The 21,871-nt window shown below is 39.0% G+C and carries 17 protein-coding genes and 5 pseudogenes; 20 read left to right on the top strand and 2 right to left on the bottom strand.

Annotated elements, in window-relative coordinates:
• Positions 1–154: 154 nt before the first annotated feature.
• The 4 genes from FOL01_RS05640 (at position 155) to FOL01_RS05625 (ending at position 5,576) form a co-directional block, all read left to right on the top strand.
• Complete coding sequence (locus FOL01_RS05640) at positions 155–1,477, top strand: ISL3 family transposase (RefSeq protein ID WP_075269744.1); 1,323 nt, start codon at positions 155–157, stop codon at positions 1,475–1,477.
• A gap of 191 nt (positions 1,478–1,668) precedes the next feature.
• Complete coding sequence (locus tag FOL01_RS05635; protein WP_075269743.1) at positions 1,669–3,195, top strand: ABC transporter permease/substrate-binding protein; 1,527 nt, start codon at positions 1,669–1,671, stop codon at positions 3,193–3,195.
• Entirely contained in the window at positions 3,196–4,167 is a 972-nt protein-coding gene (locus tag FOL01_RS05630; protein WP_075269742.1) for an ABC transporter ATP-binding protein, read from the top strand. It begins immediately after the preceding gene.
• A 77-nt stretch (positions 4,168–4,244) separates the two neighbouring features.
• On the top strand, positions 4,245–5,576 hold the full coding sequence (locus FOL01_RS05625; protein WP_075269741.1) for a dihydrolipoyl dehydrogenase family protein: 1,332 nt from the start codon (positions 4,245–4,247) through the stop codon (positions 5,574–5,576).
• Between the two features lie 427 nt (positions 5,577–6,003).
• Here the strand turns inward: FOL01_RS05625 and FOL01_RS05620 are convergent.
• Positions 6,004–6,252, bottom strand: a pseudogene (locus FOL01_RS05620) (DDE-type integrase/transposase/recombinase); the annotation flags it as partial.
• 22 nt (positions 6,253–6,274) lie between these two features.
• Between FOL01_RS05620 and FOL01_RS05615 the strand changes: the two are divergent.
• From FOL01_RS05615 to FOL01_RS05560, 13 genes and pseudogenes are all read left to right on the top strand, one after another.
• Positions 6,275–6,937, top strand: coding sequence for a hypothetical protein (locus FOL01_RS05615; RefSeq protein ID WP_075269740.1), 663 nt, complete (start codon positions 6,275–6,277; stop codon positions 6,935–6,937).
• Between the two features lie 196 nt (positions 6,938–7,133).
• Positions 7,134–7,577 (top strand): hypothetical protein, encoded by a 444-nt coding sequence (locus FOL01_RS05610; RefSeq protein ID WP_075269739.1) that lies wholly within the window; start codon positions 7,134–7,136, stop codon positions 7,575–7,577.
• 507 nt (positions 7,578–8,084) lie between these two features.
• A complete protein-coding gene (locus FOL01_RS05605) occupies positions 8,085–8,366 on the top strand; it encodes a hypothetical protein (protein WP_075269738.1) in 282 nt (93 codons plus the stop codon).
• A 15-nt stretch (positions 8,367–8,381) separates the two neighbouring features.
• A complete protein-coding gene (locus tag FOL01_RS11250) occupies positions 8,382–8,606 on the top strand; it encodes a hypothetical protein (RefSeq protein WP_075269737.1) in 225 nt (74 codons plus the stop codon).
• A gap of 191 nt (positions 8,607–8,797) precedes the next feature.
• The gene (locus FOL01_RS05595) at positions 8,798–9,052 is read left to right on the top strand and encodes a hypothetical protein (protein WP_075269736.1); all 255 of its coding nucleotides are present in this window, start codon (positions 8,798–8,800) and stop codon (positions 9,050–9,052) included.
• Positions 9,053–9,104: 52 nt separating this feature from the next.
• Positions 9,105–9,347: a transposase gene (locus FOL01_RS05590; protein ID WP_004912700.1), complete on the top strand. Its 243-nt coding sequence runs from the start codon at positions 9,105–9,107 to the stop codon at positions 9,345–9,347.
• 624 nt (positions 9,348–9,971) lie between these two features.
• Positions 9,972–10,283, top strand: a pseudogene (locus FOL01_RS11245) (P27 family phage terminase small subunit); the annotation flags it as partial.
• 39 nt (positions 10,284–10,322) lie between these two features.
• A pseudogene (locus FOL01_RS11240) lies at positions 10,323–10,697 on the top strand (HRDC domain-containing protein); the annotation flags it as partial.
• 294 nt (positions 10,698–10,991) lie between these two features.
• Positions 10,992–12,461 (top strand): MFS transporter, encoded by a 1,470-nt coding sequence (locus FOL01_RS05580; protein ID WP_075269734.1) that lies wholly within the window; start codon positions 10,992–10,994, stop codon positions 12,459–12,461.
• A 34-nt stretch (positions 12,462–12,495) separates the two neighbouring features.
• Positions 12,496–14,184, top strand: coding sequence for a glycoside hydrolase family 43 protein (locus FOL01_RS05575; protein WP_075269733.1), 1,689 nt, complete (start codon positions 12,496–12,498; stop codon positions 14,182–14,184).
• A 71-nt stretch (positions 14,185–14,255) separates the two neighbouring features.
• Positions 14,256–15,272: an aldose epimerase family protein gene (locus FOL01_RS05570; protein WP_075269732.1), complete on the top strand. Its 1,017-nt coding sequence runs from the start codon at positions 14,256–14,258 to the stop codon at positions 15,270–15,272.
• A gap of 32 nt (positions 15,273–15,304) precedes the next feature.
• A pseudogene (locus FOL01_RS05565) lies at positions 15,305–16,474 on the top strand (ROK family protein).
• Positions 16,475–16,667: 193 nt separating this feature from the next.
• Positions 16,668–17,378: pseudogene (locus FOL01_RS05560) on the top strand (apurinic/apyrimidinic endonuclease family protein); the annotation flags it as partial.
• A 31-nt stretch (positions 17,379–17,409) separates the two neighbouring features.
• Here FOL01_RS05560 and FOL01_RS05555 read toward each other — a convergent pair.
• A protein-coding gene (locus FOL01_RS05555; protein ID WP_100078221.1) for an IS3-like element IS1163 family transposase occupies positions 17,410–18,479 on the bottom strand; the annotation gives its coding sequence in 2 pieces (ribosomal slippage) (positions 17,410–18,251 and positions 18,251–18,479; 1,071 coding nt in all).
• A 97-nt stretch (positions 18,480–18,576) separates the two neighbouring features.
• Here FOL01_RS05555 and FOL01_RS11235 point away from each other — a divergent pair.
• From FOL01_RS11235 to FOL01_RS05535, 3 genes are all read left to right on the top strand, one after another.
• Positions 18,577–18,891, top strand: coding sequence for a hypothetical protein (locus FOL01_RS11235; RefSeq protein ID WP_075269731.1), 315 nt, complete (start codon positions 18,577–18,579; stop codon positions 18,889–18,891).
• Between the two features lie 381 nt (positions 18,892–19,272).
• Positions 19,273–20,274, top strand: a complete 1,002-nt coding sequence (locus FOL01_RS05540; protein WP_075269730.1) for an IS30 family transposase — start codon at positions 19,273–19,275, stop codon at positions 20,272–20,274.
• A 101-nt stretch (positions 20,275–20,375) separates the two neighbouring features.
• Entirely contained in the window at positions 20,376–21,740 is a 1,365-nt protein-coding gene (locus FOL01_RS05535; RefSeq protein WP_042494243.1) for an FAD-dependent oxidoreductase, read from the top strand.
• The last annotated feature ends 131 nt before the right edge of the window (positions 21,741–21,871 follow it).

Raw genomic sequence — 21,871 nt, 5'->3', positions numbered from 1 at the left:
CTTTTTTACAACTCCCTATTCAAGTGAACCAGCTAATGCTTTAAGGGATTTTCTAAGTGCATTTGTGGTCACAAAAATAATTTAACACTGATGATTTCGACATCAAATCTATAATTGATACCTTAACACCGCAGAGTAATAAAGGATGAATAATATGTCAGACTTATTATCCCTACCAGACATTAAAACAATAGAGCCGCCACAAGAAAATGAAACCGATATGATGTTTAAAGTTGAAGCAGTCGGACCACCTGAACGTTGTCCTGAATGTGGTTTTGACAAGTTGTACAAACACAGTTCAAGAAATCAACTAATTATGGATTTACCCATTCGTTTAAAGCGAGTGGGCTTACAATTGAACCGTAGACGATACAAGTGTCGTGAATGCGGATCTACCTTCTGGGAACGCCTAATATCTGTAGATGAAAAGCGTAGTATGACCAAAAGGCTTTTAAAGTCCATTCAAGAGCAATCCATGTCTAAGACCTTTGTAGAAGTCGCAGAAAGCGTTGGTGTTGACGAGAAAACCATTAGGAACGTTTTTAAGGACTATGTGGCACTCAAAGAACGTGAATACCAGTTTGAAACTCCTAAGTGGCTTGGGATAGACGAGATACATATTATCCGTAGACCTCGGCTTGTATTGACTAATATTGAACGCAGGACTATTTATGACATCAAGCCTAACCGTAACAAGGAAACAGTCATCCAACGTCTTTCAGAAATCAGTGACAGGACTTACATTGAGTACGTCACAATGGATATGTGGAAGCCCTACAAAGACGCAGTGAACCCTATCCTTCCACACGCTAAAGTTGTCGTAGATAAGTTTCATGTAGTTAGAATGGCTAATCAAGCCTTAGATAACGTCAGGAAGTCTTTGAAAGCCCATATGAGCCAAAAAGAAAGACGTACCCTTATGCGTGAAAGGTTTATCCTTCTAAAGCGTAAACACGATTTAAATGAACGTGAATCATTCCTCTTAGATACTTGGTTAGGTAATCTTCCTGCTTTAAAAGAAGCCTATGAACTCAAAGAAGAGTTTTACTGGATATGGGATACTCCTGATCCAGATGAAGGTCATCTTCGTTATAGTCAATGGAGACACCGTTGTATGTCCAGCAACTCTAAAGACGCATATAAAGACCTCGTGAGAGCCGTAGACAACTGGCATGTCGAAATATTCAACTACTTTGATAAAAGGCTCACTAATGCTTATACGGAGTCAATTAACAACATTATTAGGCAGGTAGAGCGAATGGGTAGAGGTTACTCGTTTGATGCCTTACGAGCCAAAATCCTTTTCAATGAGAAGCTCCATAAAAAGCGTAAGCCACGATTTAATTCAAGTGCTTTCAATAAAGCTATGTTATACGATACTTTCAATTGGTATGAAGTGAATGATCACGACATTACAGACAACTTTGGTGTCGATTTTTCCACACTTATTAAGAATTTGGAGAAGGGTGATTTATAAGCCCTTTTCCACCATAAAATCCGAATACCCATTTTAAATTAATGAATAATTTTAACGTGAAACTACAATAGTTACAAAATTTAGTGAATTGCCGGTGCGTATTACTATGATTTTTGGCGCATTATGCTACGATTAAATACATGGATAATTAAGAAGTTATTAAGCAATAAAGGTGAGCACTGGAGGTTAGCATGCAGACATTAATACAGACGTTTATAGATCGACGCGGGGATTTGCTGACTGCACTATGGCAACACTTGGGGATTTCATTAGCATCATTAGTCATCGCAATGGTAATTGCGATTCCGTTGGCTATTTGGGTCGTTCGACGACCACGGTGGGCCGAGGGATTATTACAGCTCACGAGTGTCTTACAGACGATTCCGTCTTTGGCACTGTTAGGGTTATTGATTCCGTTAGTTGGGATTGGAACGGTGCCAGCAGTAATTGCGCTGGTGATCTATGCTTTACTGCCAATTTTTCAAAATACTTATTTGGGTATCTCAGAAATTGACGCCTCAATTGAAGAGGCCGCCGATGCCTTTGGGATGTCACGAATGCGTAAGTTGTTTAAAGTTGAACTACCCATTGCCCTACCACAGATCATTGCTGGGATTCGGACCGCGCTCGTCTTAATTATTGGGACGGCTACTTTGGCCGCTTTGATTGGTGCTGGGGGTCTCGGGACCTTTATCATGCTCGGTATTGACCGTAATGATACCTCGTTATTATTGATTGGGGCTATCTCATCAGCATTGTTAGCAATTCTGCTGAGTGCGCTCGTTCGGTGGTTTCAAACGGCTAAACCACGCCATGCCTTAATTGTCTTTGTCGGTATTTTAGCTTTACTAGGTGGTGGCGGGGCTTATAGTGTTTATGCCAATCGAGTTGAAACAATTACGATTGCAGGTAAACTCGGTTCTGAACCAGAAATCTTGATTAATATGTATAAGCAGCTGATTGAAGCTGAAGATGAGCATGTTCATGTGACGCTCAAGCCTAACTTTGGCAAGACCACGTTCTTATTCAGCGCGTTAAAGGATAATCAGGTTGATATTTATCCTGAATTTACTGGCTCGGTGCTGGAGACCTTAGTTAAGGGAAATAACCCAGCTGGTCAAACAGCTAACCAGACCTATCAGCTCGCCAAACAGCGCCTCGCTAAACAGGAACAAATGACTTACTTGAAGCCGATGCAGTATAACAATACGTACGCATTGGCAGTGACTAAGAAATTTCAACAAGAACATCATTTGAAGACAATCAGCGACTTAACGCAAGTTGAATCGATTCTGAAGCCCGGAATGACCCTAGAGTTTATTGATCGTAATGATGGCTTAAAAGGAATCAAGAAGACTTATGGGTTAGACGTGACTGCAAAGTCGATGGAGCCGGCGCTACGCTATGAAGCTATCAGTAAGGGGAAAATCAACTTGGTAGATGCCTATGCGACGGATAGTGAATTACGGCAGTATCACTTGGCCTTATTGAAGGATAACAAGCACTTCTTCCCAACGTATCAAGGGGCACCGTTGATGAAGACGAGCTTTGCCAACAAACATCCTAAGGTCGTTAAAGCGTTGAATAAGTTAGCAGGAAGGATTTCAGAAACTGATATGCAAGAAATGAACTATGAAGTCAATGTTAAGAAGCAGTCTGCTTCGACGGTTGCACATCGCTATCTTGTGAAGCACGGTTTATTGAAGGAGGGACGTTAAATGACAACGGCAATTGAATTTCAACACGTCCAGAAAGACTTTAATGAGCAGACCGTGATTCCCGACCTTAATTTAACGATTGACCAGGGTGAGCTATTTGTTTTGGTAGGGACTTCTGGGAGTGGCAAAACGACGTCACTTAAAATGATCAACTGCTTAGAGCCATTGACGGCTGGTAAAATCCTAGTTAATGGTACTGATACAACCACGATACCAGTCCGGAGTCTACGGTGGCAAATGGGGTATGTCTTACAGCAAATTGCCTTGTTCCCAACGATGACGGTGGCGCAAAATATCGCCGTGATTCCAGAAATGAAAGGGACAGCTAAGAAGGAAATTAATCAAACGATTGATGAGCTATTGGCGGAAGTTGGCCTCGATCCAAAGGAATACCGTGACCGGATGCCGTCAGAATTATCCGGTGGTGAGCAGCAACGCATCGGTATCTTACGGGCGATTGCGGCGCAACCAGATATTGTTTTGATGGATGAACCATTTAGTGCGTTAGACCCCATCTCGCGGCAACAATTGCAAGACTTGGTCTTACGGCTACACGCCCGCTATCACAACACGATCGTCTTCGTGACGCATGATATGAATGAGGCGTTGAAGTTGGGTGACCGGATCGGTGTCATGCAACACGGTCAGTTAATACAAGTCGATACGCCGGCTGCTCTGGCTCAGCATCCAGTGAACGACTTTGTGCGGAACTTCTTTGGCGCGAGCCGAGCTAAAAATGTCTATGATGTCTACGTTGGGCGTGTAGGGCTTATTCAGGGTTATCTCACAGAAAAACCCAGTGTTGCGAGTGGTCGGATTCAATCGTTAGACGTTCAAGCCACGTTACGCACCGCCTTTACGGCATTGACAGATCACGATTATGTGGCGGTCACGGAAGAAAATCGGGTTGTTGGATATTTGGATAGCCAACGAATCGTGGCTTACTTGAGTCAACATGAAGAAGTATCTTAATCGTCAATTAAGGATGGATCAGTTACACTAGGTTGTGATAATTGATGGTCGCTAATGAATTTAAGGAGGAATTTCGAATGGCGGAACAGTACGATGTTGTTGTGATTGGTGGCGGACCAGCCGGCAATGCCATGGCTAGCGGATTAAAGGCTCAGGGCAAGACAGTGTTGATCGTTGAAGCGGATCTGTGGGGCGGCACTTGTCCTAACCGCGGTTGTGACCCTAAGAAAATCCTATTAAGCGCCGTCGAAGCGCGACAAGCAGCGCAACATTTACAAGGGCAGGGCCTGATTGGTGCGCCCAAAATTGATTGGCCAGCACTGATGGCGCATAAACGAGGCTATACGGATGGCATCAACGATGGGACGTTGAACGGACTAAAGAGGCAAGATATTACGACGTTACATGGTCAAGCGCACTTTCAATCCGACAATCAGTTAGCGGTCGGGGATCGAGTAGTCAGTGCGACTGATTACGTGATTGCCACTGGTCAGCGTCCGGCGATTCTACCGATTACCGGGCACGAATACTTTAAGACGAGCACTGACTTCTTAGATTTGGACCAGATGCCTAAACGCGTGACATTCGTAGGTGGTGGCTACGTAGGCTTTGAATTGGCGACGATTGCAAATGCCGCTGGCGCTGATGTGCACGTGATTCATCATAATGACCGCCCGTTAAAAGCTTTTGATGCAGATTTGGTTAAGGATTTGATGGCCGCAATGACGGCTGATGGAATCACGTTTGACTTGAATACGGATGTTCAAGCAATTACTAAAACGGCGACCGGTCTACAATTGACAGCTGATAATTTCGAGCTGACAACGGATCTGGTCATCAGCTCAGCGGGACGGATTCCGAACGCGGACCAGTTAGGTCTAGCCAACGTGGGCGTTACCTTTGATCGGCATGGGATTCAAGTCAACGATCATTTGCAGACGGCCAACCCGCACATTTATGCCATTGGGGATGTCAGCGATACACCGGTACCGAAGTTAACGCCAGTTGCAGGTTTTGAAGCGCGTTATCTGGTCGGTGAGTTGACGCATCCCGGCGCAGCCATAAAGTATCCCGTTGTGCCAACGCAGGTTTTTGCAGCGCCCAGGTTAGCGCAAGTCGGTATCAGAGCGGCCGCGGCGACTGAGCATCCAGATGAGTATCGTGTTAATACACTTGATATGACGAAGTGGTTCACTTATTACCGCTTTGGCGCACAACAAGCCCAAGCTAAAGTAGTGGTTGCTAAAGCGAGTGGGCAGGTTGTGGGTGCTACCCTTCTAAGTGATGTTGCCGACGAGATGATTAACTACTTCACGTTATTAATTGAAAAACACGTGACTTTACCAGATTTACAACGGTTGGTATTGGCTTACCCAACGCCGGCTAGTGACTTACAATATTTGTATTAATGTGTGGTTGAATTAAATCAACGTCCTCGCAAAGTGTTAAACTATGAAACCCCATATGAAGTATTTTTTGACAAACCGTTGCACTTAGTTTGACAATTCGCCGAACACAAAAAAGAGTATCCTGGTTATTTATTCTCTGAAACAGAGAATAAAGATATTTTTTTAAAATACTCAATTAGCAAAATCATAGAGAAACATGATGCACAATTGAACAGCGATAGTCTTTGGAATAACCCTGAAATAAAAGCGCTACAAGGAGTTACGCCCCAAATGATTCTTACAACTAATTATGATCTTTTATTAGAGAAGGTTTTTCGCAGTATGATTCATATATAGGCCAAGATTCAATAAAGAGTAATCTAAGTGGATCTGGTGCAAACAGTGTGAGAGATGACCATCTAACCAGCTATTGATCCTATGTTGAAGGTTATGCAGCTAACAATGCTTCTAATTCGTCCACGACTGAGAACCCGATGAGACTTAACTCTCGTCGGGTTCTTTTGCGTATTGCGTGAACAATTTCCACACCGCTCAACGTTGCACTAGCGGTTCGAATGCTTTGAAAGCTTGCTGAGCGGACACGATGACGTTTAATGAATCGGTGGTCCTGTTCAATCAAATTATTTCGATATTTGGAACATTGGTGGGCTGATTTGCTAAAATAGTCTTGCTTTATACGGGCAAATGTTTATGAAGCGGTGGGAAATTATCGCACACAAATTAAACAAGATTCTTTGACAAAGCTGGATCGGACACACAAGTACACGGCGGACCTGCAGAAAATTTATGACGAATTACCACAAGATTTACGGGGGCGTTGGAAAGTTGGTAACACTGATACGTTAGTGACAGATGATACAAGCCGAATGGCGCCAGCTAATCGACAAATGAATGGCTTGATTGATAAGTTATTAACGAATGAATTAAAAGATGATTACCACGGATTTCTAGCAACTGCGCAAAAAATGGATGGCATGATGACAGAAACGCATGGAAATCAACACAAAGGCCAAGAGAAATGGTCAGAAGCACAAGATAAACGACTACGTAAAGAGTTAGCTAATGGGATTTATCGACAATTTAATGAACAGTTGAATGCAGATCAGAAGATTAACGATGGTAAGTTTCACAAACAGGCAAAAGGAAATTTTGAAAAGGTTAAACAACGTCATGAGCAACCTGAAAATTCTAAAATGGTGACGCAACACAAAACTGCACCTGTCGGTAAATTAAATAAAATTGCGAAACAAATGACGAAACAAAGTCGACAGGAAATACAACAAATGCATCGGATGTTACAAGATACTATGTTAAATCAAGCACAAAGTATTAGCGATGAGTCGTTATCTCGTCATCTTTAAATTTTGTGAGCTAGATATGCAATAAAATGAAAAAGTAATATTATTTGTGATTCTTACAATATGTACATTGATTTTAAATAAATTAATATATTGACAGTATTTAGCAGATAATATTTGACAAACAATATAAAAAGATGATATATATTTGATTTTGTAAAGATAAATTCTTATATTATCAGGGAAGGTAAATTAACTTATGTGTGAGAGAGATAATAATGGTAAATGTGATAAAGCCAGTACTATGGAGGACTATATTAGCAAAATGGTCTGCCATTACAATGAAATTGTTATTAAGATAGATTTACAAAAAACAAATAAAAATGCCTGGCGTTTAATCTACACTCTCCTTATTGTATATGCTGTAAGTGTTGGTGTAATTATTTTTTCTGTTTTATGGGGAAACCGGACTGATACAATAAATACGGCTACATTAATAACCGTTGTTGTAACAATGGCTGTAACTATTATTGTAACTTTATATCAAAATGGACCTTCGGCAGTTTTAAAGAGAAATTATGGAACCTTAGAAACAATTCTATTTAGATTAATAGATCTGGAAAAAGATTGTAGAAACAGTGCCGAATCTAATAAGATTAATGCCTTGATAACGACTACATTGAATAAAATGAATTTTAAGTGAATGTTATAAATAATAATAAAAATATTGATTTGTAGTGAGTACAAAAAATAAAAGCAAATTGTAACTTAAGAAAAGTGGCACTTCACATAATAATGTATGCAGGCATAGTGAGGAGTGTTCGAACATAGTTAGATAACGAGGCCAATCCTCGTTATCTGACTTTTTTGTTGTTTGTCCCATGTTTCGAATATGGGTGTATAAATTTGAAGAAGATATTACAGTTGTAAGAAATTTCCTACAATGTAGAGGGCTAGAAAGAGGAGGTTGACATACGATTGAACGTACATAATTTAAGGGAATCAGAACATTTAGACACAACATACGTAGAAGGAGAAAAATATGACTAGAGGATCTGAATGGAGAAAATGGGATTTACATGTTCATTCTTACAATACGAAGATGAATAATCAATATGGTACAGTGACATTTGATTAGTACCTTCAAACTTTAGAAAATTCTGACATAAAGGTTTTTGGAATAACGGATTACTTCAATGTAGAGACTCAGTTGGAAACGATAGAAAAGTTTCAAAAAAAATTTCCGGATTCGGAGAAGAAGTTCTTTGTTAATATTGAGTTTAGATTAGATTTGAATGTTAGTACTGAAAATGCAGGACATGCAAATGTACACCTACTGTTCGATCCAACAGAAAAACAATTGAATAATTTTGCTGATTCTTTGTATCTAACTCAGACAAATGATAATAATACTTACCGTAAAATGAGTAGCATATCAGAGCACGAGTTTGATGGTGCAACTATTAAGTTTGATGAGATTGAAAAAAATTGAAAGAAATTTTTGGTAATGAAAAGCCGTACTGCTGGTGGTCATGGTGGAATAAGATCGAATGGTGCAATGCGAAATAACCTTCTGTCAGATGAACTAGAAAAAAAGCTGATTTTTTATTTGGAAGCGTCACTAATACGAATTATTATCTTGATATTGATGGTAAAGGGGAAATCAGCCACCGTTATTCTATTTCCATACCTAAAGCTGTTATTAGTGCGAGTGATGCTCACCGACTTGTAAGGGAAAATGAAGGGACAGGTATTGGAGATCAATTTACATGGATTAAGGCTGAGCCAACCTTAGAAGGATTACGCCAAATTATTTTCGAGCCTGAGTCTAGGGTCAAGATACAAGATACAGCTCCGGACTATAAGGAACCATACTATGTAATTGATCATGTAGAGTTTACACAGAATGGACATTTAAAAGAAGTGTATTTCAACCCCAATTTAAACGCCATTATCGGTGGACGCTCAAACGGAAAGTCTACATTAACAAATACAATTGCCAAAACTATTAACAACGATGTGTTCTTACAAAAGACGAATGACGGTGTTAAAATGTTTACTTTAAATGAAAGTAGTCAAACTGATGATTTCAGAATCATTTGGTCTGGTGAGAAAACAGCTAACCATGATCGAGAAATTATGTTTTTCCCACAGGATTATATGATGCTCTTATACTAAAAAATGGACTATTTTTATTCAGTCCGTAAAATGAAAGTATAGGAGTATTTTTATGTCAATTCGTTATTCACAAGATTTCAAAGATTCATTGGTTAAACTTCACCAAGAAGGCCGTTCACTTAAATCATTAGCAGAAGAATTTGGTCCGTCGAAAGATTCTATTGCTATTTGGGTTAAACAAGCTACCCCAATCATGATCAAGGGTCAGTCAAAGACGTTAAAAGACGTCAAGCAACTAGAGAAGCGCCTCGCTATTTTGGAGGAAGAAAACGAAATTTTATCACGCATAGCCTGACAGGCATTGAGCGGCCATCTTACTAGCCAAAAAATAGTCCGTAATGTGGGATTGCCGCTAGTTAACCAACTTTTAGCACAAGCGCGTAGTGCTCTTATGCTAGATTTACGGACAGATTTTCTTCTGCCCTGTAAACTAATAGCATAGGAGCAACATATCAAATTTGTGGTTGCTGAGCAGAGCAAGGCATAGTCACAAAACGTTTATAGAACAAAAGATGTCGGATAACAAATTAAGACATTTAAGCCGTGATTGGTGGAAGAAAGTTTTGAAGAATTGATTGCGGTCAGTTCTTTTTTTATTGCGTACATGGTTGGAGGGTGGGTACGTGAAGCATCGTGGTTTAACTTCGATTGGGTGATGTCCTGTGCATATCAGGTGGGTGGGATTTCATTTGAATCGTTAATGTTCGAATCATATTTTTTATTCTCTTTCATTTTCCGTTTTAAATTTTGAACGACATCAAAATTATCCCCCGGGTAAATACCCAGAGGGGGGTCAACACACATAGGTGGCTTCTTCGTTTAAATAACGAGTTATTTTTTCGTTTTTTGTTCACCTACGGCAGGCAGGGAGTCGTTCACCCTGTTTGCGTACATATATCAAATTAAAAAGGAGGTAAAGATGCCTAGAAAAGCTAAAATAACAACTTCGATTAATGACGAGAGTTACCAAAGACAACGCACTGAAGCCTTGAAAGAGGCTAACGCAGACATCAAACAGTTACCTAAGACAGCGCCTAAGCATTTAACAGGCGTGGCTAGTCGTTTGTGGACTACCTTAGTACCAGCGTTGAATAAATTGGGCTATATCACAGTAGCTGACAAGTCAACACTTGAAGCATTTTGTATCAATTACAGTGTTATGCGTGAAGCCTATGAAAATATCAAGGACGTTGGGGCTATCTATGAAAATAGTGGTCGATACTATAAGAACCCAGCCACAGCCGTCTTAAATGATGCCACTGGTAAAGTTAAGTCATTGGGCGGTGAGTTCCCGGTTTTAAAGGTGACAGAAATAGGTGCACGCGTTTTGAAAGGACAGTTAGTTGTGGAAAAGCGTTTAAATCGTCGCGTGATTGCGCAACAAAAAGTAACATCAGCTGCAACAGGACTTAAAATGTCTGACGCAGATAACCGTCTTTTTGCGCAACTAAAAAAAAAGCGTCTGGAATTAGCACGGGCATCTGGCTTACCACCGTTTTTGATTTTTTCGGATAAAACGTTAATGAATATGGCAATTTTACGACCTAAAACTGATGAGGAATTTTTAGCTATTTCCGGTGTGGGAGAGAAAAAATTTGATATCTATCATGAGGATTTTGCTACAGTTATTAGAGATAATCAGTAATTAATGAAGGTAGCTTAGCTATCTTTTTTTTATCAATAAAGGGTAACATTATGATATCTTTGTTTAAGAGATGGGTTCAATATGCATGTGAATAATGTTGTAGCAGATAGCCTTCTAATTTCACAAACAAAAAAATGTAAATATTTTAAATTAGTTGGTTGCGCTAACAAACCAACCGTGATATAGTAGTCATTGTTAAAAGAAATGTTACCGCTTTCAAAACATTGACAGTTTTTTTTGAAAGCTTACAACAGGTAAATATAATGATCTGTTAAAAGTAGAAGGAGAATAATCATGGACGTGAATGTTCAGAAAAATGATCAGTTTGCCAAGCTCACAACATGGGATCGTGTGAGCTATGGATTCGGTGATCTCGCTCAAAATTTGGTTTTTGGTACTATTGGTGGCTTTTTGCTATTCTACTTAACGAATATCAACGGTATTTCGGCTGGTGTTGGTGCAACAATATTTCTTATTGTACGTTGGATTAATGTTGTTTGGGATCCGTGGGTCGGTACAGTTGTTGATAAAGCAAAGATAACAAAAAATGGAAAATATCGACCATTTTTAATAAATTTTGGTATTCCTCTTGTTATTCTCGCAGCGTTACAGTTTTTACCAGTGGCTAAAGTACTTGGTGCTGGCACGATTGCAACAACTGGTTATGCAACAGTATCTTACATGGCAACCGCGTTAGTGTACTCTTTTGTTAATATTCCTTATGGTTCATTAAATGCGTCATTAACACGTGACGAAACAGAGATTGGTAAGTTAACGTCGACGCGGATGATGCTTGCAAATATTGGTAACTTATTGGTGTATACTTTATTTCCATTATTTGTACAATTAGCCTCTCCAAATGCTAAACTCACTGACACTGGTTTGTTTGGCTTGAAACTAAGATTGGGTAATTATGCGACGCCATCAGCAGCTGGTGCTTGGTTTAAAGTTTATGGTATTTACATGTTATTGGGTGCCGTGTTGTTATTCCTGACATACCGGAATACAAAAGAGCGCGTGCTTTCTTCAGAAGAGGCGGCAGATCAGGTTAAATATACAGAATTATTTGCTGAATTAAAGCGAAATAAAGCATTACAGATTCTAGGTCTATTCTTTTTGGTAGGTTTCACTCTCATGTTTTTTGGTAATACAGTGTGGCCATACTTCATGCAGTATAATTTTGGTATTGAGGGGGGGAAATCAGCCTTAATGGCATCAATTGGTTTGATTGGTTCCATTCCTGGTATCTTCTTGGTTGTGATTTGGCCAAAATTACGTGCTACTTTGGGTAAGAAAGGTTTCTTCTACACATTCCTCGGTATCTTCGTTGTAGGACAAGTGTTGCTCTTTGCTTGGTCAAAAAATCCGACTGCTGATTGGCTCGGATTTGCCGGCCGCTTTTTCCAACAATGGGGATTAACCTCAGCGACAGGATTTATGTGGGCATTAGTGCCCGAAGTTGTATCAAATGGTGAATATATTTCAGGTAAGCGTGTGGCAGGTATTATCAATGCTATTATGGGTCTTTTCTTCAAGATAGGATTGGCTTTAGGTGGCGTTATTCCCGGTTATTTATTGCAACTGATGCACTTTAAATCAGGTGCATTGACACAATCAGCGTCTGCACAGACAGGTATTGAGTGGTCAATGATTTGGTTGCCTATAATCATGGCATTCTTAGCAATGTTTGTGATTAGTCGTTATCCCTTATCTGATGCTTACGTTGATAAAATGAATCACACGTTAAAAGAAATAAATAAATAATTTTGTAAAAACTCAAATCGATAGGAGAAAAATAATGCAAATACAAAACCCTGTATTACCCGGCTTCAACTCAGATCCGTCAATCATCCGTGTGGAGAACACATACTACATTGCCACATCAACATTTGAATGGTTCCCAGGCGTTCGTATCCATGCGTCACAAGACTTGGTTCACTGGAATCTTGTTAAGAATGTTTTGGACACGACGACGATGCTTGATATGAAAGGAAGTCCCTCATCTGGGGGTATCTGGGCACCAGATTTGTCATATGCTGATGGCAAATTTTGGTTAATTTTCACAGACGTTAAGATTACTGATGGTAATTTCAAAGACTTGAAGAATTATTTGACGACCGCTGAGACAATTGAAGGGCCTTGGTCAGAACCTATACTTGTTAATGGTGTCGGCTTCGATGCCTCATTGTTTCATGATGAAGATGGTCACAAATATCTTGTTCAACAAACTTGGGATCACCGAGAATATCATCATCCATTTGATGGTATCACATTGACAGAATTTGACACAGGTACTATGAAATTGAAACCTAACACGGCCCGTACAATATTTTCGGGTACAGATGTGAGGTTGGTAGAAGGTCCTCATTTATACAAGATTAACGGCGAATATTTCTTATTCGCTGCTCAAGGTGGCACGATATTTACACACCAAGAAGTTGTGGCACGCTCAAAGTCATTGGACGAATTATCTTTTGTCGTTGAACCCGATGGCCCATTCATCACAAACTTTGACACACCAGACTCATATTTACAAAAGCAAGGGCACGGTGCGTTAGTATCAACACCAGGTGGCGAATGGTATTATGCGTCATTAACAGCACGTCCGTGGCACCACGATAACGAAAGTTCAATTGATCCACGTGGTTGGTCAACTTTGGGACGTGAAACATCTATCCAAAAAGTAGAGTGGGATGGTGGTGGTTGGCCACGCATTGTTGGTGGTCACGGAGGGCAAACATTTGTTGAAGCACCTAAGGACGCCATTTTTACAAAGGCACCTGCTGACCATTCACAACATGATGAATTTGATGATGCCACACTTGGTATCAACTGGAATACATTACGTGTTCCATTCAATGAGAAAATGGGTTCAACTGGTAATGGCAAGTTGACTTTGATTGGGCAGGGTTCATTAGCAAACACTTTTGATTTATCATTGGTTGCGCGTCGTTGGCAAGCATTTTATTTCGATGCCGAAACAAAGGTTAAATTCAATCCTTACTCATACCAATCAATGGCTGGCTTAACAAACTACTACAATCACTCACACTGGTCATGGATTTTCATTACAAAAAACGATGACGGTCAAAACGTAATTGAAGTGGGCGAAAATAAGGGTGGTTTGCGTAATGGTTCTTACACGTCCTACTTGCGTGACCATGCACCTGTGATTCCAGATGGTATAGAGTATGTTTACTTTAAGTCTGAAAATCGTAAGGAATCCTACACTTACCTCTACTCGTTTGATGGTGACAATTGGGTGACAACTGGTATTACTTTGGATGCCGCAGTTTTGTCAGATGACTACGTTGTGCGCGAATATGGTGGTTTTTTCACTGGAGCCTATGTTGGTTTGGCAGTGGTTGACTATTCAGGTTATAATTCCACAGCTGAATTTGATAATTTTGATTACAAAGAGTTGGGTGATTATAAAGAAACCAACGGATCATTTTCATGGCAGAAGTCAGAATTGCGTTTCTACTAAACAGGTAACTTGTAGGCGAACCTTGAATTAAGGTTCGCTTTTGTTGTAGTCATAATCTAAAGGAGATTAGTATGAAATCAAGTGTCATGAAATTTGGTCAACACGCTGGACAAACAGTTTTGATGTATACACTAACAAATCAGCATGGAACACGCCTGAGTGTATTAAATTTTGCTGGCATTTGGCATGAATTTAGCGTGTTAGATAATGGTGCGCGAGTAAATTTATTGCTCTCATCACCAACTATTGCTGGCTATACGGACAATCCTTATTATATTAATCGTGTTATTGGTCGCGTTGCCGGTCGTATTAAAGATGCTACGTATCATTATCAGGGTCAGAATGTTGTAGTACCAAACAATGAAGGGAAAAACACGCTACACGGTGGAGGAAGAGGTTGGTCTGACACATTTTTTAATGTGACGATGACATCAGATAGCATTATGTTAACCGCGAAAATCACGTCAAAACAAGATGGGTTTCCTGGTGATTTGACAAGTGGCATTCAATACACGTTGACCTCAGATGATCAAGTGATTGTTCAGATGACAGGAACACAAAGTGTGGTTGATGGTGTCTTTAATCCAACAGTCCACGCTTATTTTAATTTAGGTACAACCCATGATATTTTAGATCATACTTTACAATTAGCTTCGAATAGTCATTTGGCGTTGGCTGAAGATAAGGTTCCAACTGGTACACTGTTGCCAAATAGTGGGCCATTTGATTTAGCACATGATTCCACTTTGCGACAAGCGCTCACTAAAATGGCGCACACGACAAGTGAACAAGGTTTTGATGATGTATTTGTGATGAATAAGCGTGTGAAAAATTTAATCGCTATCTTGAAGGATACAGTCAGTTCGCGTACAATAGAAATAATGTCGAATAGAAATGGTCTTGTTGTTTTCACAGCTAATTCAATGACATCAAATATGCCAAATAACCATGGTAATGGACATCGGTGGGTAGCAGTGGCACTAGAACCACAGACTTTACCAAATAGTGAGAATATTCATGAGTTTGGGGATGTAACGCTAAAAGTTGGCGAAACACGTCAAGAAGTTATCGTTTATCAATATCGTTAGTCATCATAATTGGAGAATCGATAAGAAGAAAAATGAATAAGTCAGATCAAATCACAATGAGAGATCATAACCAACGTTTAGTGTTACAAGCGTTATTTAATGCGAAAGAAACATCGCGAGCACAAATAGCTGTTGATTTAAATCTACATAAATCTACTATTAGTTCAATCTATCGAGATTTAGATAAGTTGGAATTTATTGAGGATCTGGGTGAAGGGGTGACAACAGAAACTGGTGGACGTAAGGCTAAAATGATTCGTTTTAACCGTAAGTATGGCTATGTCATGAGTTTTGATATGGGTCGACATCATTTACGGATGGCCTTGGTGCGCTTGAGCGGTGAGGTAATTTTTCAAAGTTCGGACTCCGTGAAAGATATGTCAGTTTTGGAAGTGCTAGAATTGATGAATCAACATGTCAAAGATAATAAACACAAAAAACATGGGACAAAAGAAGGCCTTATGGGTATTGCTGTTGGGATTCATGGTGTTGTTGATAACAATCGTGTTGTCTATTCACCATTCTTTGATTACAGCCAAGTGGATGTTACCCAGCAACTCGAGAAAGTAAGTGACGTAAAGGTTACTTTAGAAAATGAAGCTAACTCAGCTGCTGTCTATATTCGAGACTATCATGACTACTTAAGTACTGATCAATATGATAGTTTAGTCGCCCTAAATATCCATTATGGCATTGGTGCTGGCATTATTATTCAAGGCTAACTTTATCGTGGTATGCAAGGACGTGCAGGAGAAGTTGGTAGAAGTATTGTGAACATGACAAATAACGAGCCTGTCCGTGTCGAAGATTTATATTCTGAAGATGCTATGTTTGAGCGTTTGGCGACATTGACCGGACAGAAGGTTGCCAATCGTGATGCGTTTGTAACCTTTGCGAATCAAAAAAGTGCAGTTGTCACCAAATTATTAGATGACTGGGTGATGGGAGTTGCACAGGTGGCGTATAATATTATCCAAACTGCCGCACCACAAGTTTTATTTATTCATTCCCGTTTTATTGCTGAAATGCCGGAATTACTTGGTCGCGTTATAGTTGCATATCAACAAATGAACCCAACAAGTGAGAGCGAAATTTTATTTGCTAATCGTTCGGTTTATGAAGCCACGTTACTGGGTGGAGCTGCCGGGGTCACACGTAAAATACTTGATTTAGATGATGTTGATTTAAAATTTAAACACTAAGTAAAGAACCTAGAAAGGTTCTTTTTTATTGTAAAAATCTAAGTTAGGGTGCGAAAAATTGGATATCACTACATAAAAACGTTGCACTATTTAATGAAACCGTATACAACAATAAATGTAAGTTGGTTGCTTAAACCAACTTACATGAAATATAATGTGGTTAGGACAAAAATGTCCAGAAGGAGTGTATAAAATGTCTGAATTATTTTCATTTCCAAAAGTTGAATTTGTAGGAAAACAATCCTTACAAGCTGGTGATGGTTATCATTACTATAATGCTGATGAAATTGTAGCTGGTAAAAAAATGAGCGAATGGCTTAAGTTTTCAGTTGCCTATTGGCATACAATGGATCAACGTTTGACGGATCCATTCGGTGAAGGGACTGCAATACGTCCTTGGGACATAGCAGGTGATGCTAATACTATGACAGCGGCTTTAGCTAAGGTCGATTATTTATTTGAATTTTTGGATAAAACAGGTATTGAATACTTTGCTTTTCATGATCGTGATTTAGCGCCAGAAGGCAACACTTTAGCTGAAACGAATGCTAATTTAGACCAAGTAATCGATAAAATTGAAAACAGAATGCAAGAGACAGGTAAGAAGTTGTTATGGAATACCGCATCGTTGTTTACAAACAAGTGTTTTTTGGCCGGCGGAGCAACAACACCGTTTGCGGAAGTATTTGCCTATTCTGCTGGTCAAATTAAGCATTCACTTGATATTGCTAAGCGTCTAGGTTCGGAATCATATGTTTTCTGGGGGGGACGTGAAGGGTATGATTTTTTATTGAACACAGATACTAAACGTGAATTAGACCATATTGCGGCCTTCTTTAAATTAGCGAAAAATTATGCTGATGAAATAGGTTACATGGGTCAATTTTTGATCGAACCAAAACCTGCTCCTATGTCAATAAATGGCACATCTTTTTCTAAACACTCGTTCTAATTCTGTCGGAATTAAACCAACTGATGTAATTTGAGGTTCGGATTACCAAGTCCTCAAAATTGGAAAAAGTTGTTTGAAAGGCAAACTCTCTCTTCAACAATGAGTGAAAAGCTTCAATTGGCCCATTATCATAAGGATAACCTTGTTTTGAGTATGAGTGGCTAATCTGGTGCCGTTCAAGTAAAGTTTCAACTTCGTTGCTGGTGTACTGTGAACCCATGTCAGAGTGAAAATATTGTGGCTTTTGATGACATTCAAGCGCCTGATTAATCGTTTCTACAACTAACGTCGCCTCCATCTGACGACCAATCTTGAAAGCAAGAACTTGATGAACCTTTGGTTCGTAAATAGAACTGAGATAAACCCAGGTTCCTGGACGTAATTCCAAATAAGTAATGTCAGCACGCCATATCCTTGCATTGGGCTGGTGCTTGATTAAATTGGGGCGTTGTGAATGATCCACATGAGTGCCAGGTTTTTTAAATCGCCGATTCATTAAAGAGTGAATTTCCATTTCTCTCATTAATCGTAAAATTCGTTTTGACCCAACACAGATGCCTGACTTGCGAAGCACCATCGTTATTCGTGGATAACCATAGGCACGATAATTATTTTCCCAAATTAATTTAATTTTTTCTTTGAGCTGATTATCAACACGTTCGTGTTGACTAGGTTGATATCTTTTCCAATGGTAATAGGTGCTGCGCGGTAATTTCAGTGCCGAAAGAATAATTGATAAGCGGTGTCGCAATAACTGATCTTCTATGAAGACAAGGCAATTAATTCGTCCTAATGCTTTCCCAGTAACACCGCCGCAACTTTTAAAATTTCAAGTTCCTCCTTTAATCGCTGATTTTCCTTTTGAAGTTGTTTGAATTCTTTGGACGTTACTTCAGTACCGTCTTCTAGCTCAACTGATTTAGCGCCTTTAACCCAGTTATGAATTGCGGCTGGAGAAACACCGTATTCCTCGGAAAGCGAGCGAATAGATCTTTTCTCTTCACGATGCATCTTCACAATGCTGGCTTTAAAATCATCTTGATATCGTTTCATTGGAATGCTCCTATCTTGTTTTATTAATTATGGCACAACTGTTCAGAAATTTATGTACCAAATACTAGGATAGGAGCAAACTATAATACAAGATATTGTGCAAGGACTTAAAAATCCAGATGCAGCTCTTTTAATAGTATTATCATTTGTTATACCCATCTACACTGCACTATTTATAATTATTAATTTATTTATATTTCAAGGATTATCTAAGAAAGCTGATACTTTTTTAAAAAAATTACAAGCAATATTTGAAACAGTATTGATATTACTGACTATTAGTATGTTACTAGCCACTATAGCCGGTGTTATATCAAGGTCTTTGCAAATGACATTGTTGACTAATATATTATTATTTTATATGCCTTTTGTTCCAATTATGGGTAGCTTGAAAATAAAATTTTCTAATTAAATAGTAACATGTGTATTACAAAATTAATTATATTTGGTTTAATATACTAAATGTAAGTGAAAAATGCTTTTAATAATTTGTTTGTTTGAAATATAATCTTAATTATTGCATTAAAGTCTATGATTTGTCTTAGTCAACTGTAGAGTTAGACAACAATTTCCTTTCAACATGTATGTGGTGCGACGATAGATAGTGAGATATTGAATGGAAGTAAGGGGATAAGAACACCGGGTACATTTCATAAATATTGGTCAGGTACTTTTGTTAAAAATGTTGAAGACGAATTTACAATTTAAGTGCAACAACAATAATAAAATAAAAAAAGATCCATAGTTTTCCTATAAAATAGATGTACCAACCAACTATTAGAAGGAGAAAGCTATGAATCCATACACACATCTTACCATGAATGAGCGAGAAACAATATTCCTAATGTATGAACAAGGCGAAACTATCGGGCATATATCCGAGACCCTGGACCGTTCTAAATCGACTATCTCAAGAGAATTACATCGTAATTCAAACAAGGATGGCAGTTATTCACCGTCAACTGCTCATGGAGAGTATAAACGTAGAAAACAACTATGTGGCAGACATCGCACGCTAGATAAAGACTCTATTTTCCAGTTGGTCAAACGACTATTTCTCAACGAACAATGGTCTCCAGAACAAATTTCTGGTCGTTTGAACCTTGAAAATTCCAAAAATAAAATCAGTTATAATACTATCTATCGTGCAATTTATCGTGGCGACTTCGATGAGCCTGGTTTATCAACCGTTAATCGAGGCGCTATCCGTAAATTAAGACACAGAGGTAAAACACGCCATTCTAAAAATCGCGTAGAGAGAAGAGAAAAGATCCCTATCTCCAATACGATTCATGAACGACCAGATAGCGCTAATGAACGAACTGAGATTGGTCATTGGGAAGCAGATACAGTTGCAGGTCAAACTGGTAAAGCGTGCTTAGTAACGCTAGTTGATAGAAAATCTAGGTTATTACTAATCGGTAAATCTGAGAAGAAAGCTTCTAAGCCGGTAGTTGACCAAATGATTAAATTACTACAAGGTATTGATTCTAATTTTTGTAAAACCATTACACTTGACCGTGGTAAAGAATTCAGTCAACACGCCCGATTGACTAAGGAATTAAATAATACGCAAATTTATTTTCCATATCCTCATGCCCCTTGGCAAAGAGGATCTAATGAGAATACAAATGGACTCCTTAGAGAGTACTCACCGAAAGGTGTTGATTTGACAGATGCAACTGATGAAGAGATACAAGGTTGGGCAACGAAATTAAATACACGTCCCAAAAAATGTTTGAATTGGAAAACACCTTATGAAATCTTTTATAAAACTGTGTTGCACTTAATTTGATAATTTAAGACTAATTTGATAATTTAAGACAAAGAAGTGTATACTTAGTTGGGTAAATAAATTCTATTTACGATAAACATTGACCTTTGGAGGTAATACGAATGAAATACGTTATAGTAGGAACTTCGCATGCTGGTTTTGAAGCTGTGCAAACTCTATTGAAAAAAGACTCAGATGCAGAAATCGTTGTATTTGAAGCTGGATCAACCGCTTCTTTCTTATCATGTGGTATTCAGTCCTATCTAGAAGACATTTCAAAATCTTTGGATGAATTACACTACGCAAATGAAGCATCATATAAAGAACAAGGCGTTGATATCCGCATGAACACAAGTGTGATTGCCATCAACCCAGACACAAAAGAAATTACAACACGCACTACTGACGGTGTGGAAGCTACAGAAAGTTACGACAAACTATTGCTTTCTCCAGGTGGTGTACCAGGTACAATCCCGAATGTAGATGACCAACACGAAAACATCTTCTACTTACGTGGTAGAAACTGGGCAGATAAAGTGAAAAATCGTATGTCTTCAGCTAAAAAAGCTGTAGTTGTTGGTGCTGGTTACATCGGTATCGAAGCAGCAACTGCTTACGCACAAGCTGGCATCGACGTAACAGTTGTCGACTTTGTTGATTCAATCTTACCAACTTACCTTGACAGTGAATTCACTAGTCTTCTAACAAAACATGTGGAAGAAAAAGGTATGAAGATTAAAACTGGCGAAGGTGTAAAAGAATTTAAAGTCAACGAAAACAACGAAGTAACTGCTGTTGTCACTGACAAAGGCACTTACGAAGCAGATACAGTTATTATCAGTGTTGGGGTTCGTCCAAACACACAATGGTTGAAAGACACTTTAACCCTTGATGGTCGCGGCTTTGTTGAAGTCAACGAACACATGGAAACTTCAGTTAAAGATGTTTACGCTGCAGGTGATGCAACTGCTATTCCTTTTGCACCTACAAACGACAAAGCTTACATTGCTTTAGCAACTAACGCTCGTCGCCAAGGTGTCATCATGGCTCGTCACGCAAGTGGTGATGCAGACGCTAAAATTGGTCGCGTAAACGGTACATCAGGTCTTGCTGTATTTGACTACAAATTCGCTACTACTGGTATCAAGGATGCTAACGCAAACTCTTACCAAGGAAATGTGAAATCTGTTTACAAAGAAGACTTAATCCGTCCTTCATTTATGCATGACGAAGAAAAAGTTTTAATGAAGCTTCATTACGATGCAGATAACGGTCGTATATTAGGTGCTCAATTAATGTCAACTTATGACATTCTTCAAGCTATTAATGCTGTATCTGTTGCGATTGAAGCTGAATGGACTGTAGACCAATTAGCGCAAGCTGATTTCTTCTTCCAACCAGAATTCAGCCGTCCTTGGAACTTCTTAAATGTCTTAGCGCAAGAAGCTCAAGGTCAACCATACGGCGCAGACACAATGCTTTTCTAATCCAAACGAAAGCCACTTTTTCACTACAGATATATAACATTCTTTATAACAAATAAAAGACAGGCGGTAGACTCTCATTTAATCTACTCGCCTGTCTTTTTCTTCTATTATGTAGCTCACGATATCCGGTT

The sequence above is a fragment of the Weissella thailandensis genome, assembly GCF_001932615.1.
GTDB lineage: Bacteria > Bacillota > Bacilli > Lactobacillales > Lactobacillaceae > Weissella > Weissella thailandensis.
The sequence above is the reverse complement of the archived record's forward strand: the minus strand, read 5'-3'. Positions and strand labels throughout refer to the sequence as shown.

Coding starts and splice junctions, on each gene's coding strand:
- FOL01_RS05625 (WP_075269741.1), top strand. CDS start 4,245: ATGGCGGAACAGTACGATGTTGTTGTGATTGGTGGCGGACCAGCCGGC.
- FOL01_RS05540 (WP_075269730.1), top strand. CDS start 19,273: ATGAATCCATACACACATCTTACCATGAATGAGCGAGAAACAATATTC.
- FOL01_RS05610 (WP_075269739.1), top strand. CDS start 7,134: ATGTGTGAGAGAGATAATAATGGTAAATGTGATAAAGCCAGTACTATG.
- FOL01_RS05535 (WP_042494243.1), top strand. CDS start 20,376: ATGAAATACGTTATAGTAGGAACTTCGCATGCTGGTTTTGAAGCTGTG.
- FOL01_RS05575 (WP_075269733.1), top strand. CDS start 12,496: ATGCAAATACAAAACCCTGTATTACCCGGCTTCAACTCAGATCCGTCA.
- FOL01_RS05640 (WP_075269744.1), top strand. CDS start 155: ATGTCAGACTTATTATCCCTACCAGACATTAAAACAATAGAGCCGCCA.
- FOL01_RS05570 (WP_075269732.1), top strand. CDS start 14,256: ATGAAATCAAGTGTCATGAAATTTGGTCAACACGCTGGACAAACAGTT.
- FOL01_RS05590 (WP_004912700.1), top strand. CDS start 9,105: ATGTCAATTCGTTATTCACAAGATTTCAAAGATTCATTGGTTAAACTT.
- FOL01_RS05635 (WP_075269743.1), top strand. CDS start 1,669: ATGCAGACATTAATACAGACGTTTATAGATCGACGCGGGGATTTGCTG.
- FOL01_RS11250 (WP_075269737.1), top strand. CDS start 8,382: ATGAAAAGCCGTACTGCTGGTGGTCATGGTGGAATAAGATCGAATGGT.
- FOL01_RS05580 (WP_075269734.1), top strand. CDS start 10,992: ATGGACGTGAATGTTCAGAAAAATGATCAGTTTGCCAAGCTCACAACA.
- FOL01_RS05630 (WP_075269742.1), top strand. CDS start 3,196: ATGACAACGGCAATTGAATTTCAACACGTCCAGAAAGACTTTAATGAG.